General features: G+C 45.6%; 16 protein-coding genes. All 16 read left to right on the plus strand.

From position 1 onward, the window contains the following. Positions 1-84 precede the first annotated feature (84 nt). The 16 genes from CZ502_RS03000 (at position 85) to CZ502_RS10860 (ending at position 17,750) form a co-directional block, all read left to right on the plus strand. On the plus strand, positions 85-711 hold the full coding sequence (locus tag CZ502_RS03000) for a glycoside hydrolase family 73 protein (RefSeq protein ID WP_076459618.1): 627 nt from the start codon (positions 85-87) through the stop codon (positions 709-711). Between the two features lie 22 nt (positions 712-733). After that, positions 734-1,309, plus strand: coding sequence for a xanthine phosphoribosyltransferase (locus CZ502_RS03005; protein ID WP_076459619.1), 576 nt, complete (start codon positions 734-736; stop codon positions 1,307-1,309). A gap of 18 nt (positions 1,310-1,327) precedes the next feature. Next, a complete protein-coding gene (locus CZ502_RS03010) occupies positions 1,328-2,461 on the plus strand; it encodes an ATP-grasp domain-containing protein (RefSeq protein WP_076459620.1) in 1,134 nt (377 codons plus the stop codon). Between the two features lie 137 nt (positions 2,462-2,598). After that, a complete protein-coding gene (gene pcrA / locus CZ502_RS03015; protein ID WP_076459621.1) occupies positions 2,599-4,872 on the plus strand; it encodes a DNA helicase PcrA in 2,274 nt (757 codons plus the stop codon). 17 nt (positions 4,873-4,889) lie between these two features. Then, positions 4,890-6,932, plus strand: a complete 2,043-nt coding sequence (gene ligA / locus CZ502_RS03020; protein WP_076459622.1) for an NAD-dependent DNA ligase LigA — start codon at positions 4,890-4,892, stop codon at positions 6,930-6,932. A gap of 3 nt (positions 6,933-6,935) precedes the next feature. Continuing rightward, on the plus strand, positions 6,936-8,045 hold the full coding sequence (locus tag CZ502_RS03025) for a CamS family sex pheromone protein (RefSeq protein WP_076459623.1): 1,110 nt from the start codon (positions 6,936-6,938) through the stop codon (positions 8,043-8,045). A 150-nt stretch (positions 8,046-8,195) separates the two neighbouring features. Then, positions 8,196-8,513 carry an Asp-tRNA(Asn)/Glu-tRNA(Gln) amidotransferase subunit GatC gene (gatC, locus tag CZ502_RS03030; RefSeq protein WP_076459624.1) on the plus strand — a complete coding sequence of 106 codons (318 nt, stop codon included), beginning with the start codon at positions 8,196-8,198 and terminating at the stop codon, positions 8,511-8,513. Then, positions 8,513-9,985 carry an Asp-tRNA(Asn)/Glu-tRNA(Gln) amidotransferase subunit GatA gene (gene gatA, locus CZ502_RS03035; protein ID WP_076459625.1) on the plus strand — a complete coding sequence of 491 codons (1,473 nt, stop codon included), beginning with the start codon at positions 8,513-8,515 and terminating at the stop codon, positions 9,983-9,985. The genes gatC and gatA overlap by 1 nt, the downstream gene beginning before the upstream one ends. Before the next feature lies 1 nt (position 9,986). After that, positions 9,987-11,411 (plus strand): Asp-tRNA(Asn)/Glu-tRNA(Gln) amidotransferase subunit GatB, encoded by a 1,425-nt coding sequence (gene gatB, locus CZ502_RS03040; RefSeq protein WP_076459626.1) that lies wholly within the window; start codon positions 9,987-9,989, stop codon positions 11,409-11,411. A 15-nt stretch (positions 11,412-11,426) separates the two neighbouring features. Continuing rightward, the gene (locus tag CZ502_RS03045; RefSeq protein WP_076459627.1) at positions 11,427-12,440 is read left to right on the plus strand and encodes a diacylglycerol kinase; all 1,014 of its coding nucleotides are present in this window, start codon (positions 11,427-11,429) and stop codon (positions 12,438-12,440) included. A 72-nt stretch (positions 12,441-12,512) separates the two neighbouring features. Continuing rightward, on the plus strand, positions 12,513-13,883 hold the full coding sequence (rlmD, locus tag CZ502_RS03050) for a 23S rRNA (uracil(1939)-C(5))-methyltransferase RlmD (RefSeq protein WP_076459628.1): 1,371 nt from the start codon (positions 12,513-12,515) through the stop codon (positions 13,881-13,883). A 337-nt stretch (positions 13,884-14,220) separates the two neighbouring features. Further along, positions 14,221-15,381, plus strand: a complete 1,161-nt coding sequence (locus tag CZ502_RS03055) for a hypothetical protein (RefSeq protein WP_076459629.1) — start codon at positions 14,221-14,223, stop codon at positions 15,379-15,381. A 453-nt stretch (positions 15,382-15,834) separates the two neighbouring features. Continuing rightward, positions 15,835-16,074: a prevent-host-death family protein gene (locus tag CZ502_RS03060; RefSeq protein WP_076459630.1), complete on the plus strand. Its 240-nt coding sequence runs from the start codon at positions 15,835-15,837 to the stop codon at positions 16,072-16,074. 302 nt (positions 16,075-16,376) lie between these two features. Next, positions 16,377-16,643, plus strand: coding sequence for an AbrB/MazE/SpoVT family DNA-binding domain-containing protein (locus tag CZ502_RS03065; RefSeq protein WP_076459631.1), 267 nt, complete (start codon positions 16,377-16,379; stop codon positions 16,641-16,643). Further along, positions 16,640-16,978, plus strand: coding sequence for a type II toxin-antitoxin system PemK/MazF family toxin (locus CZ502_RS03070; RefSeq protein ID WP_234982440.1), 339 nt, complete (start codon positions 16,640-16,642; stop codon positions 16,976-16,978). The genes CZ502_RS03065 and CZ502_RS03070 overlap by 4 nt, the downstream gene beginning before the upstream one ends. 148 nt (positions 16,979-17,126) lie before the next feature. Continuing rightward, positions 17,127-17,750, plus strand: a complete 624-nt coding sequence (locus tag CZ502_RS10860; RefSeq protein ID WP_234982441.1) for a TOTE conflict system archaeo-eukaryotic primase domain-containing protein — start codon at positions 17,127-17,129, stop codon at positions 17,748-17,750. The last annotated feature ends 4 nt before the right edge of the window (positions 17,751-17,754 follow it).

The following is a 17,754-nucleotide window of genomic DNA, read 5'->3' on the forward strand; positions in this document are numbered from 1 at the left end:
AATAAAAAATCTAACGATAAATTAACCAAAAACTGTTGGAGTTTGCTAAAATGGTTAATTAGTAGAACAAAGGAGGATGTGCCTGTGGCAAAGCGGAAGCGGAGAAGTCAAAAGCGTCATACTGTCAGAAATTGGATTATTGGCATTTTAGCAGTTATTGTTATCTTTTTAGGGGTCTATGCCGGCCACCACTTTTACCGCATTTGGAACCAACAGCGGATCGAGCAAGAACGGATTGAAAATGAGCGGCGAGCAAAGGAGCTCTTTATCCAGCAAGTTGCTCCAGAAGCGCAGGCGATGCAAAATACTTATCACGTGTATGCCTCAATTACGATTGCCCAAGCAATACTTGAATCGCAGTGGGGGCGGAGTCAGTTAGCTTCAGAATACCATAACCTATTTGGAATTAAGGGGACTGGTAGTAATTCCAAGCTTATGACGACCAAGGAACACGTTGATGGGCACTGGGTGGTTATTAAGGGCCGTTTCCGGGTGTACGACAGTTGGAGTGATTCGATCAAGGATCATACCCGGTTAATGCTTAATGGGACCGACACTAACCACCAAAATTACGAGCGGGTTGTCAATGCGAAAAATTACGAAGAGGCGGCCCGAGCACTGCAAGATTGTGGTTATGCGACCGACCCAGATTATGCGGATAAGCTAATCAATGTAATTAAGACCTATAAGTTATATAATTATGATAAGTAGTCAAACTAAGGAGCGCTAAGTGATGAAGGAATTAGAAGAAAAAATTAAGCAGTACGGGACCGTTTTGCCAGGAAATGTTCTTAAGGTCGATGCCTTTTTGAACCACCAGGTTGACCCTGAATTGATGTTGCATGTCGGTCAGGAGTTTGCCAAGTTATTTGCTAACGAAGGAATTACGAAGGTGTGGACCGTGGAGTCATCAGGAATTGCACCGGCAGTAATGACGGGGTTAGCGATGAAGGTTCCGGTAATCTTTGCCCGGAAGCACAAGAGTTTGACACTAAAAAACGATATGTATACGGCGGATGTATACTCGTATACCAAAAAGACGACTAACCGGATTTCAATTTCAAAGAAGTACGTCGCACCAACTGATAAGGTCTTGATGATCGACGACTTCCTTGCGAACGGTCAAGCGGTTGAAGGGATGCTGGAGATTGCTGACCAGGCAGGAGTTGAGGTTGCTGGTGCCGGAATTGTCATTGAAAAGAGCTTCCAGCCTGGTGCTGGGGAGTTGAAAGAGCGGGGGATTCGTGTTGAATCATTAGCACGAATTAAGTCTTTAGCTGATAACAAAGTAACCTTTGTTGAGGACTAACATAAGGGGAGTGATTAGATGAGCAGAAATGCTATTTACCCAGGGAGCACGTTAGGAATTATTGGTGTAAATCGCAATGGTGCTGCCCTCATTTCAACAGCGAAAAAAGCAGGGTTTAATGTTGGTGTTTATGTTGATCGTTCGCAACCGTCAGTAACTAAGATGGCTGATTTTACAATTGTGGGGGCCTTCAATGACCGGGCAAAGCTAACCCAGTTTGGTGAGGCTTGTGACGCAATTATTTACCAAACGCCAAATGTTGACTCACGAGTGCTTCATTTTCTTAGTCAGTATGCCGTTATTCCGCAGGGGATCAACGCCTTGGAAATTGTCCAGGACCGGTTGATGGAACGGGCATTTTTAGACCAAGTTAATATTAATATCGCTCCCTATGTGACTGTCGTCAGCCTTGACGATGTCTACCAGTCGATTGACTCAATTGGCTACCCCGCATTGTTAAAACCAATTCAACGGGGAATTGGTGAACACTCGATGCTGATTGAGCGGCAGTCCGACATCACCCGGGCTGCTGACTTTATTGATACAGGGACCTACTTGCTGGAGTCGTGGATTGACCACACGCATGAATACACGATGACGGCTGCAACTGATGGTCAGGATACCGAAATTTTCCCTCTTGCCCAGCTGCAATACAACAAGAGCCGGCAACTGATTTCGGTCGCTAGCCCAGCAAGTGTCCAGGGGGATATGCTTAAAGAGATCCAACGGATTGTGAAGAGCGTTGCAACCTCCCTTGAATACAAGGGGGTCTTCTCCATCAACTTTTACGTGACATCGACGGGGACCTTGTACGTTAAAAACATCGAACCGGGGTTGACCTCAATCGCTAATATTTACGATAAGACAGCCAACGTCAACCAGTACGAGGAACAATTACGTTGTGTCGTTGGGATGCCGTTGCACCTGGTCCAACCATTGCAAGCCGGTTTGCTGATGGTGATCCGCAATTATCAGTCACGGGCAATCCAACGGCAGTGGTTGCTGAAAAACAACTGGCAGTTCCGTTTCTTCAATGATATTGGGGATGATGAACAGGCCATCCTCGGCTTTGCCTGGGTAACAGGAAGTGAAAACTTGGCGGCCTTAAAGAACCAGGTTGATGATACCGAGGTTTGGAAAGACCAAGCATAAACTGTGATTAATGTGAGATCAGGAAGTTATTTTCTGGTCTCATTATTTTTAGGTAACATATGTTCGCTAAATCACCATTTGGCTATTTAATTTGGTATAATATTAGCCGATTGAAATTTTAGAGAGGATGGAACAGCGTGAACAACGGTCAAGCATTATTAGAAGGAATGAACGATAAGCAAACTGAGGCAGTTTTAACTACCGAAGGACCACTCCTGGTTATGGCTGGGGCAGGTTCCGGAAAGACGCGGGTATTGACGCACCGGGTGGCCTACCTCATCGAAGAAAAGGGCGTCTTGCCGTGGAATATTCTAGCGATTACTTTTACCAACAAGGCGGCGCGTGAAATGAAGGAGCGGGTCGGAAAGTTGCTTGGGGAGAGTGCCCGTGATATCTGGGTATCCACCTTCCACGCTCTGTGTGTGCGTATCTTACGGCGGGATATTGAAAAGATTGGTTACAACCGCGCCTTTACGATCGCTGATACTAGTGAACAGCGAACGCTGATGAAGCGGATCTGTGCCGAGCTTAATATCGACACGAAAAAGTTCGACCCGCGCAGCATTCTCAGTGCAATCTCTAATGCGAAAAACGCCCTCCAGACTCCTGACGACTACCAGAAGGAAGCCGGGGGAATGTTTGAAAAGATGGTTGCCCGCGCTTACGAGCTCTACCAGCGCGAATTAGAGGCCAACCAGGCTTTAGACTTCGATGACTTAATCATGAAGACGATTGAGCTCTTAGAAAGCGACCAAGAGACCCTGGAGTTTTACCAGGATAAGTTCCACTACATCCACGTTGACGAGTACCAGGATACCAACGATGCCCAGTATCGCTTGGTCAACCTGCTAGCACAGAAGTACCAGAACCTCTGTGTTGTCGGGGATGCTGACCAGAGTATTTACGGCTGGCGGGGCGCGAACATGAATAATATCCTTAACTTTGAGCACGACTATCCCCAGGCCAAGACCGTCATGCTGGAACAAAATTACCGGTCAACCCAGACAATCCTTAATGCGGCGAACGAAGTGATTGCAAATAACGTTTACCGGAAGAAGAAGAACCTCTGGACCGAAAACGGCCAGGGGGAGAAGATTTCTTACTACCGGGCACAAAACGAACACGATGAAGCCCAGTTCATCGTTGCCAAAATCAAGGAAGAACACGACAAGCATGGTTACCATTACAATGACTTTGCTGTCCTTTACCGGACCAATGCCCAGTCACGGATGATCGAAGAAACCTTTCTCAAGAGTAGTGTTCCGTACACCATGGTCGGTGGACACAAGTTCTACGACCGACGTGAAATTCGGGACATCCTTGCCTACCTGACGTTAATCGTTAACCCGGCAGATTCAATGAGCTTTGAGCGGGTTGTTAATACGCCAAAACGGGGGATCGGGATGACCAGTGTTGAACACCTGCGCGACTTTGCCAACGACAATGGCTGGTCCCTCCTTCAGGCCGCTCAAAATGTTGATACTGCTAATGAAATCACTGCCCGGACACGGAATAAGATTGACGAGTTTGGTCAGTTGATGGATAAGCTGACTAAGCAGGCGGACTACCTTAACCTGACTGACCTGACTGAGCAGATCCTGGAATTAAGTGGCTATAATAAGATGCTCCAGGACGATAAGAGCCTTGAAGCACAAGCGCGGCGGGAAAACCTCGACGAATTCAAGTCGGTAACGAAGGAATACGATGACCAGCATAAGGACGACGATGGTGACAACCGCCAGAAAATCACCAATTTCTTAGCGGATTTGGCCCTTGTTTCTGACCAAGACGATGTTGATGAACAAGCACCGGCAGTTACCCTGATGACGCTCCATGCTGCGAAGGGGTTGGAATTCCCGGTCGTCTTTTTAGTCGGGATGGAAGAAGGAATCTTCCCACTTTCCCAGGCAGCAATGGAAGACGACGAGCTGGAAGAAGAGCGGCGGCTTGCCTATGTGGGGATCACCCGGGCGAAGAAGAAGCTGTACTTGACCAATGCCTTCTCCCGTTTGCTGTACGGGCGGATTCAACGTAACCAGCCGTCCCGCTTTGTCGAAGAAATTGATAGCGACCTGTTACAGTTTGAAAACGACCCTTCAGGTAATTCCATCAGTGAGAAGAAGTTGCCATTTGGCAAGACGTCTGCCACGGCAACGACTTACCGCGAACAAAAACAGCATTCTTACCGCAATGCCGGTAAACGGGTTAAGCCGGTTACTAACACCGGTACCGGTGCCGATAAGGTTGGCTGGAAGACTGGTGATAAGGTTGAACACAAGAAGTGGGGCCAAGGAACAGTCGTTAAGGTTAACGGAACCGGAAATGATATGGAATTAGACATTGCCTTTCCTAGCCAGGGGGTTAAGCGGCTCCTTGCCAGTTTTGCCCCAATTACCAAGGTTACTAAATAAAAAGCGAGGCGGAGAAAATGAGCGAACAGCAAACTCCAGTAGACAAGCTCAGCTTAGAACAGGCTAGGGCAGAGATTGAACCATTGCGTACCCAGCTGACGAAGTGGGGGCAGGAATATTATGAACAAGATAATCCTAGTGTTGAGGATTACGTCTATGACCGTGCTTACCAACGGTTAGTTGCTTTAGAAGACCGTTTTCCCGCGTTAAAGACGGCTGATTCCCCAACGCAGCGGGTCGGTGGCGCGGCCGAGAGTCAATTGACCAAGGTCCGCCATGAGATTCCGATGTTGTCGATGGGGGATGTCTTTTCCATTGATGAGTTAATGGACTTCAACCAGCGGCAGCAGGATAATCGTGATGTGACTGTTGAACCGGAATATAACCTGGAGTTAAAAATTGACGGTCTTTCACTATCCCTGGTATACGAAAATGGTAAGCTTGTTCAGGGCTCAACCCGGGGCAACGGGACGATTGGTGAAGACGTGACGGCCAACGTGCGGACGATTAAGTCGGTGCCGCAGACCTTGCCGGAACCACTATCGTTAGAATTTCGGGGCGAGTGTTACATGCCAAAGGAAGCCTTTGCCAAGCTAAATGCTAAGCGCGAGGCCGAGGGGTTGCCGGTCTTTGCTAACCCACGTAATGCGGCGGCGGGGAGCTTACGGCAGCTTGATCCGCAGGTAACCGCACAGCGGGAGCTTGATACCTTCATGTACTACGTGCCAGAGTATGAGAAGCTCGGTGTTAAGACCCAGGCAGCGGCGCTTGACCGGATGCGGGAACTCGGCTTTAACGTTAACCCCCACAACCGGGTGGTCCACAGCCGGGAAGAGATTGAGCAATACATTGCTGAATACACTGGCCAGCGGGATAAGCTAACCTACGGGATTGACGGGATTGTTGAAAAGGTAAATGACCTTGCTACGGAAACCGCCCTTGGTAATACTGTCAAGGTTCCCCGCTGGGAGATTGCTTACAAGTTCCCGCCAGAAGAACAGGCGACGATTGTCCGCGAGATTGAATGGACGGTGGGCCGGACGGGGAATGTTACCCCAACGGCGGTTATGGACCCCGTTCAGCTAGCGGGGACGACCGTTAGTCGGGCATCCCTCCACAACCCAGATTACCTGCAGGAAAAAGACATCCGCCTTGGTGATACGGTCTACCTCCATAAGGCAGGGGATATTATTCCGGAGATTTCAACGGTCGACTTAAAGAAGCGGCCGGCCACGGCGGTTAAATATGAAATTCCAACCGCGTGTCCGGTCTGTGGATCAACGCTGGTGCACCTTGATGATGAAGTTGCGTTGCGGTGCATCAACCCGATGTGCCCAGCCCAGATCAAGGAAGGCTTGGCCCACTTTGCTTCGCGAAACGCGATGAACATCGATGGCCTTGGCCCCAAAATCATTAAACAGCTGTGGGATAAGGAATTAATTCACGACGTTGCCGGCTTATACCAGCTAACCCATGACCAATTATTAACTTTAGATAAATTTGGTGAGAAATCGACGGCGAACCTATTGACATCGATCGATAATAGTCGTAATAATTCTGTCGAGCGCTTATTATTTGGCCTCGGCATTCGCCACGTGGGTGCCAAGGCTGCCCGCATTGTCATGGAACACTTTGGCGACCTGGATACCTTGATGCACGCGGAAGCTGATGAGATTTCAGCAATTGACGGCATCGGCCCAACGATTGGTGAAAGTATTGTCACCTACTTTAGCAACCAACAAGTGACGGAATTGATTGACGAACTCCGTGATGCCGGGGTAAACTTTGCTTATCAAGGAACGCAAACACCAGTCAACCCCGCTAGCGAATGGAACAACCGGCGGGTAGTGTTAACTGGGAAACTAGTTGCGATGACCCGGAATGCAGCAAAGGAGTGGCTTGAAAACCATGGTGCCAAAGTGACCGGGAGCGTTTCAAAGAAAACAGATATTGTCATTGCCGGCGAAGACGCTGGAAGCAAACTCACCAAGGCCCAGGACTTGGGAATTACGGTGTGGGACGAACAGCAATTTAGCCAGGCGATGAAGGAGGAACAATAAATCGTGAAGCTAAAGATTAAAAAAATCGCCCTCAGTGCGGCAATCCTAATGACCACGGTATTGTTAGCATCATGTGGGAGCAAATCCTCTTCGAAGAACTATTCCACGACCGGGTCGGGGAATGGCTCTTACCAAGGGGTAATTAAGGATGGCCGTTACCGGACAAGCAAGGCCCGGGGCGTCAATGTTTCTCAAAATGACAACCGCTATAACCTTAAGAGTTTTGAAAGCGGCTTAACCCAGGTTTCTAAAAAAGTTTTCTCAACCAAGAATTATATTTTCCAAGAAGGGCAATATATCAATACCAGCACGGTTGAGAGCTGGCTTGGCAGGAAGACGAAAAATAATCCGCACGGGTTAAACCCTGCAGAAGGGAAGAAGAGCAACCCTAACCCAGAGTATATCCAGCAAATTGAAGAGCAGGATTACATGCAGGAAAGTGGTAACTCGATGAAGTTAAAGGGGGTTACCATCGGGATTGGGATTAACTCCGAGTACAATTATCAAAAGAAGACCGGTGGCCCAAGCTTTACTAAGAAGATTAGTGATAGCGAAGTTCAGCGGCAAGGGGAAATCGCTGCCCAAAAGATCTTGACGCGACTACGGAAGAAGCCGGCGTTAAAGAACGTGCCGATTGTGATTGCCCTATATAAGCAGGCACCGGATGACAGTCTCGTCGGTGGGACATTCTTTGCCTACAGCAAGAACAACGGTGATACCGTTGGCAACTGGACAAAGCTGGACTACAAGAATGAGGTCTTGCCAAAGGCTAGTGCATCAGCGAAGGATAGCCCATCAGAGAATGATAACGACAGCTTCTCTAACTTTAAGAGCCAAATCCAGAGTTTCTTCCCTAATCTGAGCGGGGTTACGGCCCAGGCCCAGTACCAAAATGGTACTTTATCGGGGATGCACATTACGGTAACGACGCAATTCTACAGTCAGTCTGAGATAACGAGCTTTACCCAGTACATTACCCGGGCGGCTAAGCGCTACTTACCTAGTGGGATTCCAATTGATATTAAGATTCAATCGGATTCCGAGATTCAGGCGGTTGTCTTCCGGAATTCTGGTTCTGACAACTTCCAGTCCCATATTTTTGATTCATACTAATATTTAAGGTTAACTAAGAGACTGCGGGAATTTTTATTTTCCGGAGTCTCTTAGTTGTTTAGGCGGTTATGGGTGAAAATCGTGCCCGTTCTGTGCTAAAATTGTAAAATGTATATGTAGATTTAAATTACTGGAAAAGAGGTAGAGAGAATGGCCAGTAAAATCACTGAGCAACAAGTACAACACGTTGCTGAACTTGCGAAGCTTGAATTCCCAGAAGATGAGCTTAGCAAGTTTACCACTCAATTAGGAAGCATTATTGATATGTTTGAAGACCTCGAAGCGGTTGATACTGATGGTGTTGAGCCAATGACATCAGCAACCGATCGGGTAAATGTAATGCGTGAAGACAAGGCAGTTAAGAGCTCTAAAGAAGAAGTCGATGCCTTGCTTAAGAACGCGCCAGAGACTGATGGTGGCTACATCAAGGTTCCGGCAATTATTGACGAAAGTGAGGATGGCGAATAATGGACTTTTACCAAACAAGCTTAAGTCAATTACATGATGACTTAGTAAATAAGAAGATCAGTGCCACTGAGTTGACAAAGGAAACCTTTGACCACATCAAGGCAACTGAAGACGATGTCAAGGCCTTCATCACCTTAAACGAAGAAGCCGCCATGAAGCGGGCTGCCGAACTCGACCAACAAGGGATTGCTGCTGATTCCTTAGCCGCCGGGGTGCCATTGGCTGTAAAGGACAACATCTTGACCAAGGGGCTTACGACGACTGCGGCTTCAAAGATGTTAGAAAACTTCAACCCGGTCTACGATGCGACCGTTGTTGAACGGTTGAATAAGGCCGGCTACATCAACGTTGGTAAGACCAACCTGGATGAATTTGCGATGGGTTCATCGACAGAAAACTCCGCCTTCTTTACTTCCCACAACCCATGGGACCTTACCCGCGTTCCTGGTGGATCCTCAGGTGGTTCTGCAGCGGCAGTTGCTGCCGGTGACGTTCTCGGTGCGCTGGGGACGGATACTGGTGGTTCAATCCGGATGCCCGCTTCATTTAACGGGGTTGTCGGCATGAAGCCTACTTATGGACGGGTATCTCGTTGGGGAATCATCGCCTTCGGTTCAAGTTTTGACCAGGTTGGTTGGTTGACCCAAAACGTTAAGGATAACGCTTTGCTAACCGCCATGATTGCCGGCACAGATGAACACGATACGACGTCCTCATTGAAGGAAGTACCAGACTGGGCTGCTAACTTAAATGAAAACACCAATGTGAAGGGCTTGCGGATTGCGGTACCAAAGGAATACTTCGATGGCTTAAACGACGATGTTCACGACGTTATCAAGAACGCGCTTGACCACTTAGAATCTCTTGGCGCAATCATTGACGAAGTAAGTTTGCCACATACTAAGTACGGGGTTGCTGCTTACTACATCCTGGCATCATCTGAAGCTTCATCAAACTTGCAACGGTTCGACGGAATTCGTTACGGTTACCGGGCTGAGGACGTAAAGAACCTGGAAGACGTTTACGTTCGTTCTCGTTCCGAAGGCTTTGGCGAAGAAGTTAAGCGGCGGATCATGTTAGGGACCTTCTCCCTTTCTGCTGGTTTCTATGATGCTTACTTTAACAAGGCTGCCAAGGTTCGTCGCTTGATCGCGCAAGACTTTGCGGACGTCTTTAAGGACCACGACGTAATTCTTGGGGCTACCGGTGCTACGACCGCCTTCAAGATCGGTGCGGAAATTGACGATCCAAAGACAATGTACATGAACGACGTCTTGACCGTGCCAGTAAACATGGCCGGCTTGCCAGCAATGTCTGTCCCAGCAGGCTTCTCTGCCAAGAACGGGATGCCAGTTGGCCTGCAGATCATTGGGAAGGCCTTTGACGAACAAACAATTTACAACACGGCCTATGTCTTTGAACAGACGACTGATTTCCACAAGAAGACACCACAGTTAGGAGGTCAAAACTAAGATGAACTTTCAAACAACTATTGGGCTCGAAGTCCACGTTGAATTAAAGACTAATTCAAAGATTTACAGTCCATCCCCCGTTGAATACGGTGACCAACCTAACGCTAATACCAACGTCATCGACTGGGGATACCCTGGTGTATTGCCAACCCTTAACAAGGGCGTTGTTCGTGATGGGATCATGGCCGGGTTAGCCCTCCACGCCCAAATTGCCCACCACATGCACTTTGACCGGAAGAACTACTTCTACCCAGATAACCCGAAGGCCTACCAGATCACCCAATCAGATACGCCAATTGCTCATGACGGTTGGATTGAGATTGAAGTTGACGGGAAAAAGAAGAAGATCGGGATCAAGGAAATGCATATCGAAGAAGATGCGGGGAAGAACACCCACACCAGCAAGTACTCATATGTTGACTTGAACCGGCAGGGAACCCCCCTGATTGAAATCGTTTCTAAGCCAGACATCGCGTCACCAGAAGAAGCGGTGGCCTACCTTGAAGCATTGCGTCAACGGATTCAGTTTACTGGGATTTCTGACGTCAAGATGGAAGAAGGGTCGATGCGGGTTGATACCAACATCTCCATCCGCCCAATCGGTTCTGACAAGTTCGGGACGAAGACGGAAATGAAGAACATCAACTCCTTCAACTATGTCCGTAAGGCACTGGCCTTTGAAGAACAACGGCACCAAAAGGTCTTAATGGCTGGTGGTCACATTGCCCAAGAAACGCGGCGTTATGATGAACCAACGGGGATGACCGTTTCGATGCGGAGCAAAGAAGGGGCCGACGATTACCGTTACTTCCCTGAACCAGACCTGCCACCAGTAGAAGTTAGCGATGACTGGATCAAGGAAATCGAAAGCGAAATGCCAGAGATGCCTGGTGAGCGTCGTGAACACTACGTTAAGGATCTTGGCTTGAGTGACTATGACGCGATGGTGCTTACTCAGACAAAGGAAATGTCAGACTTCTTTGAAGAAGCGGTCAAGGATGGCGGCGACGCTAAGCGGATTGCCAACTACTTGATGAACGATGTTAACTCCTACTTGAACGACCAACACATTGACCTGCAAGATACCAAGTTGACCCCAGCTAACCTTGCCGGGATGGTTAAGTTGATCGAAGACGGGACGATTTCCTCTAAGATGGCTAAGAAGGTCTTCAAGGGAATCTTAGATGGTGAAGAACCAAGCGCCTACGCGAAGGAACACGGTCTTGTTCAATTATCTGACCCTGCACAATTGCAACCGATCGTTGACGATGTTTTAGCCAACAACGCCCAGTCAATCGAAGACTTTAAGAACGGGAAAGACCGGGCTGTCGGTTACTTGATGGGTCAGATCATGAAGCAAACCCGCGGGAAGGCTAACCCACAAGTGGTTACCCAGTTGTTGATGAAGTCCTTAAAGACGAAATAGTTTGGAGGGGTGACCGTGCGAAAACGTGCGCGTGTGATTTATAATCCAACGTCAGGCCGGGAAGCGCTCCGCAGTGACCTGGTTGACATTTTGGCGATTTACGAAAAGGCCGGCTACGAGACCAGCGCATTTGCGACGACGCCTGCCCCTGACTCAGCGAAAAATGAGGCACAGCGGGCAGCCGAAGATGGTTTTGACTTGATCGTGGCGGCCGGTGGTGACGGGACCTTAAATGAGGTCGTTAACGGGATCGCCGGCTTAGAGCACCGGCCAACGTTGGCGATCATTCCTGCCGGGACAACCAATGACTATGCGCGGGCATTAAAGATTCCCCGCGATGATCCGATTGCGGCGGCCAAGTTAATCTTAAACAAGCGCAAGAAGTTTAAGATTGACATTGGCCAGGCCGGCGATAACTACTTTATGAACATCGCTGCCGGGGGAACGTTAACGGAATTGACCTATGATGTTCCTTCCCAGATGAAGTCCCTCTTTGGCTACGCGGCTTACTTTGCTAAGGGGGCCGAGTTAATGCCCCGGATCAAGCCGGTTGATATTTCCATCAAGTACGATGACAACGAGTACCGTGGCGCGGCCTCAATGATTTTGATTGCCTTAACTAACTCGGTCGGCGGCTTTGAGCAGATTGTTCCGGATGCAGCCCTTGATGATGGAAAGTTCACCATGATCATCGTGAAGAAGAGTAGCGTGTTAGACATGCTTAGCTTGATGACGAAGGCCCTGCAAGGGAAGCACCTGGATGATCCGCGGATTATTTACGCCAAGGCGACGGATATTGATGTGACCCCGCTTAATGATGAGGATCGGATGATGATCAACCTCGATGGTGAATACGGTGGGGATGCACCGATGAAGTTCCACGATTTAAGACAACATATTGAAGTGGTTGCCAACCTTGATGCGATTCCGCATGATGCAATTACGGAATCAGCGGACTTTAAGCGAGTTGAAAAAGACTTCGTTAAGAAAGTTGACGACATTAAGGATAATAAGGACGCCACTAATTAATAATGAGAGCTGTGGCAGGGTTGCCGCAGCTCTTTTATACATAAATAAGATTATTAATTTGGAGGTTAACTGATGAAAGTTAAAGTACCAGTGCATAAGAATGAGGAATACCAAGCAACGGTTGTCGACTTGACTTACGAAGGCAACGGGGTCGTTAAGGTTGACGACTTTCCGGTATTTGTTCCCAACGCGTTGCCGGGGGAGAAGGTTACCGTCCGGATCACCAAGGTCACCAGTCACTTTGCCTGGGGCCGGGTGATGGCTTGGCAGACAAAGAGTCCTGACCGGGTTGATGTTAAGGATAAGAAGTACATTCAAACTGGGATTGCGCCGCTCGGCCACTTGAAGTACGATGCCCAGTTAAAATTTAAGCAGCACCAAATTGAAGAATTGCTCGCCAAGGCGCACCGTGAAGATATTAAGGTCCTGCCGACGATGGGGATGGAAAAGCCTTATCACTACCGGAATAAGGCCCAGGTCCCAGTAAAGTTAATCCGGGGGCAGTTAGAAACCGGTTTTTACAAGCGGGGCAGTCATAACCTGGTGCCAATTGAGGACTTTTACATCCAGGATCCGGCAATCGACCAGGCAATCGTCGTTGTCCGTGACCTCTTGCGGCGCTTTCATGTGACCCCGTACGATGAGCAGACCGGGAAGGGCGTTATCCGGACGGTGATGGTGCGCCGGGGCTACTACAGTCATGAAGTAATGGTCGTCCTCGTGACGAATACCAAGCGCTTGCCGATGGAAAAGCAAATTGTTGCGGGGATTGTCGATGGGGTGCCCGAGGTAAAGAGCATCGTGCAAAATATCAATGACAAGAAGACTAACCGCCTGCTCGGCGATAAGAACAAGACCCTCTGGGGGAAGGACGAAATCCATGACCAGTTGCTCGGGATTGACTTTGCAATTTCGCCACTGTCCTTCTACCAGGTCAATCCTCAGCAGACAGAACGGCTTTACCAGACCGCCATTGATAATGCCGGCCTCGATGGCAGTCAAACGGTGATTGATGCTTACTGTGGAATCGGGACGATCTCATTAGCGGCGGCCAAGCACGCTAAGCAGGTTTACGGGGTCGAAATCGTCCCCGCCGCAATCGAGGATGCCAAGCATAATGCTAAGCGCAATGGAATCAAGAATGCCAAGTTCGTCGTGGGGAAGGCAGAAGACCAGTTTGCCAAGTGGCAGGCAGCGGGATTGAAGCCGGACGTAGTAATTGTCGACCCACCACGGAAGGGCCTTGCGGAATCCTTAATTGAAGCAACAGGCAAGATGGCACCGGAAAAGGTGATCTACGTCAGCTGCAACCCAGCCACGTTAGTACGGGATATCCAGCGTTTTGCGGAACAGGGCTACCAGGTAACCAAGCCAATCCAGCCGGTGGATCAGTTCCCACAGACGACGCATGTGGAGAGTGTGACGGTGCTGGAACGCGACTAACAGGAGCGTGAAAACTCCATGCAATAGTGTCCAAAGAACGAGCAACAAAGTGATGGGCGATTCGTAAGACACGAACTGTGAAGAGTGTACAAGGACCTGATTAGCGAAATTTCTACACTTATGAATCATCTATTTAGTGAGTGATATTGTTCTGCGGCCTAAATAATCATATATTGCATGTAATTAAATGATTGTTTATTTGCAATGTCATTTATGATTGTCTTTATGGTGTAAGTGTTGTAAAAAGATTTTTAGCTTGTTTGACATTAGATACCATTAACAATGTGTTTAACAGCATTGTTACCAAATAACAAATGAATCAGGATGGTGATAAATAATGAATATAAAATCATTCTCTTTTGACTGGAATGACTATAATGGGGAATTAAGCTCATTTGACAGATCCCAGATAATGAATATTATGGAAGATTATTATAATAGTGATTTAAGTGTTGCCAAAATTAGAAGTAAGTATTCTATAAGTAGCAATGTTAGAAATCTAGCTAAAGAATTTCCATTTGTCTATTTAGAAGAAAAATGTCCATATGATGATTCAAACTTAGTAAAGCAGCTGACTAGTAGGACTGGATATTCAACAAGAATACCTCAATGTCCTACTTGTGGTCATAAGCTGAATAGCAACTGCAATTGCGATGGATGCAGAGAAGAAAGAAGGAGAATACAAGAACAAAAAAGAGAATTAGTTATTTTAACGTATCCTACAGATATAGATAAAGTTAAATACGAAGATTTGTCATCATCATCCAAGATATTTTTGTCGGCGCTTCTTCACGCGGGATTGAATGAAGAAGCTAATAAAATATCAGGAGAAACAATAATTGAAAATAAGTTATCACCAACTAACGAATTTGACGAGATAATACTAGAACATTTACTATCAAAGAATATAATTTTAATTGATCCTATGTCTCCCATAGATGCTTTCTCTGCAGATAATTTTCCAAATGAATATTATTATTTCAAAGTAAATTATTTAGTTAATGTTGAAATGGGTTCCGAAGGGATGGGGTATTTAGAGTATCCTGACAGAACTAATATAATCCAACACCATAAAGAGGAATGCTTAGGTATGTGGAGGCAAATTGCTTTATATGAATGCCTAGAATATTTGGTTGAGCAAATGAACGAAGCAAGATTTAATTTTAATCCTCAAGATAAGACTAGATTAGTAATAAACCACTTAATTGAAGAATATTCTATAGGTCAAATCTGGAATTTAATATATGGGTCTGTAAATAATGCAGCAGCGTGGTATCAAAAATCGAACGTAACAAAAAAACATGCTGCTAATTCAGTTATTACAACATTAAATAATCGTGGTGATAGAGCTAAGGCAGAGAATTGGAAATTGAAGTCATATCGTAGAAGTTATAATAATAAGCTAAGTCAACTGAGTATGGTATTTTTTGACAGCATTTTACAAATAGGTAATGAAGGTTTTGAAAAGATACCGTCTATTGACCTAATTAGTTGTTAGTATCTGGCTAAACTAACTTCAGAATAAGTTCAACTCTTTATAATTTGCTACTATAATGGCAAATTATGGTTATAAACAAAAAAGAGCCGCTTTAATGGCGGTGGCTTAGCTATTTTATATTAATAAAGGGATCGTCTGTAACTCGCCAAAGTTTTTGGGCGGTTTTTTATTATGCACAGAATGTGAAGATATTTGTAATGCAACAATGAAAGTCTCAAATACTAACGCTAGCATGAGTGCCTGGTAAACGCTCACGGATTGTAATCCTTTTTGAAGAATAGCTCATCGAAATCACCTCATCTTGAGGAAACAACCGTTGCCCGTAAAATTCTCGTAAGGGTGATTCCAGCATATCCAATCGGTTATGCGTGAGAATTCCAAATATGTTTCTCATAAACGCATTGCTTTGATTGATGGGACTGATATGTCCCCACAAAATACTTTTAAACTCACATTAAAAAGTATTTAGACCAAGTAAATAATGATGATGAAATAGTCCACATTGCTCTATCAAATAGTTGTTCAGTAGCTGTGCTTTCCCAAGAGAAACTATATTGGATGGAAAAAGCTTTGCAGGCCAAGGAAGGGGCCCTTGGTTATGCGATTTTACGGGATCAACTAATTCAACGGGATGTTTTGCTAGATGATCCAATTGTTGAATCCGACGACGACTATTGGGATCAATTTAAATAATGGTAAGATTACTATTTAGACCACGTGTTGCCTTTTTTAATGCTGATTTAAAACGATGACGTCTTGGTAATTTAGAATGTTGAACGTCATAAGTTAATTCCAGTTGGGTCGAATGATCGATCATTATCTAATCAAAATAGGTCAAAGGAAAGCACCGACTAGGCAATGAAGCCGATGCTTAATTTTTGAAGATGTTTAAAATAGTCTTTCTAGCTATTATTATGATGACTTTCTTATCTTGGTGTTATGAATAAAGTTTGGTAAAATAAAGTAAGAAGTCTTACGTAAGAAGGAGGAGCATTATGGATAATGTAATAACTGGTAAAATGTCGCAAAAGGGTCAAATTGTTATTCCAGCCGCAATTCGTAAGGCGATGGGATTAACAAAGGGAACTGAAGTTTCATTTGAAATGAAAGGTGATGAAGTTACCATCAAAAAATTACCAACAGCATTAGACTGGGCAGATTTGGTAAAACAAATTCCAGTTGAAGATGTTCAACTGGATAGCCAAGGACACTATGATCCAAAAAAGTCACCAGAATTTCACGATTGGATGGTTAATGGATGATGAAACCAATGGACATTTACATTGCTAATGTTCCCTTTGATGAAGGTATCAGTAGTAAACTTCGGCCAGCCTTAGTGATTAAGATTGAACAAGAACAAGTAATGGTTTTTAAAGTAACTAGCCAGTACCAAAAGAAATCAGCACAAATTAAAAAGCTATATTATCCTATTAAAGAATGGCAACAAGCAGGCTTAAAAAAGCAATCGTATATTGATACCCATAAACTTTATCGTTTAACAAGAACGTGGGTATTTAGCCGTCAGCCAATTGGAAAGTTAACAGACACTGACCGTCTGGGACTGTTCAACTTCATTCAACAACTAAAGAGAGATTAAAAAGTTATCCAGTGCCAATGGATAACTTTTTTAGTTCTGCTTCAAGTAAATTGAGTTGTTTTTCTACTCGTAGTTCTATCATTTATCTTTCTATTTTAATAAACAGATGATATATTATCCTCGAAAGCGTTAACAAAGGAGCAAGTAGATGGACTTAGGAAAAGATTACCAATTAAATAATGGCGACAGTATCATGATTAATCAAGTCTTTTGGCATTATGGCAGTAAAAAGAAGGACTACCTGGTTACCTCACAGTCAGGGGATGACTGGATTATTGGAGAACAAGAGTTAGCCGATCTTGTTCAAAAGAAGAGAACTACGAAAGAAAAATTAGAATTATATGCAAAATACTTTTCTGGACGGACCGATGTTTATGCACAAAAATGGAGTAATGGTAAAGGATATAGTCCAGCACTAAAGAATTGGTGGAGTTTTTATAAGCTTCGAAATGATAAAGAAGCACAAAAGAACCTGAAAAAAGATTATGCGCCATTTACTAAAGAAGTAATCCGCGATCAAATCCTGTCATCAGATAAGTATCATCGTTATGGTATTTACCCTTTGTTAGATGATGATACTACCAACTTATTAGTATTTGACTTTGATAAACATGCATCATTAATTGATCCTTATGAAACCACGAAAGCAGTTTTGGCAACATGTAGTAAGTATAAAATTGATTGTCTTCCTGAAATTTCATCATCTGGTAGTAGCTACCACCTGTGGTTATTCTTTAGTCAACCAATTAAAGCTAGCACAGTACGTTTTTAGGGAG

The organism is Limosilactobacillus caccae (genome assembly GCF_900156885.1).
Lineage (GTDB): Bacteria > Bacillota > Bacilli > Lactobacillales > Lactobacillaceae > Limosilactobacillus > Limosilactobacillus caccae.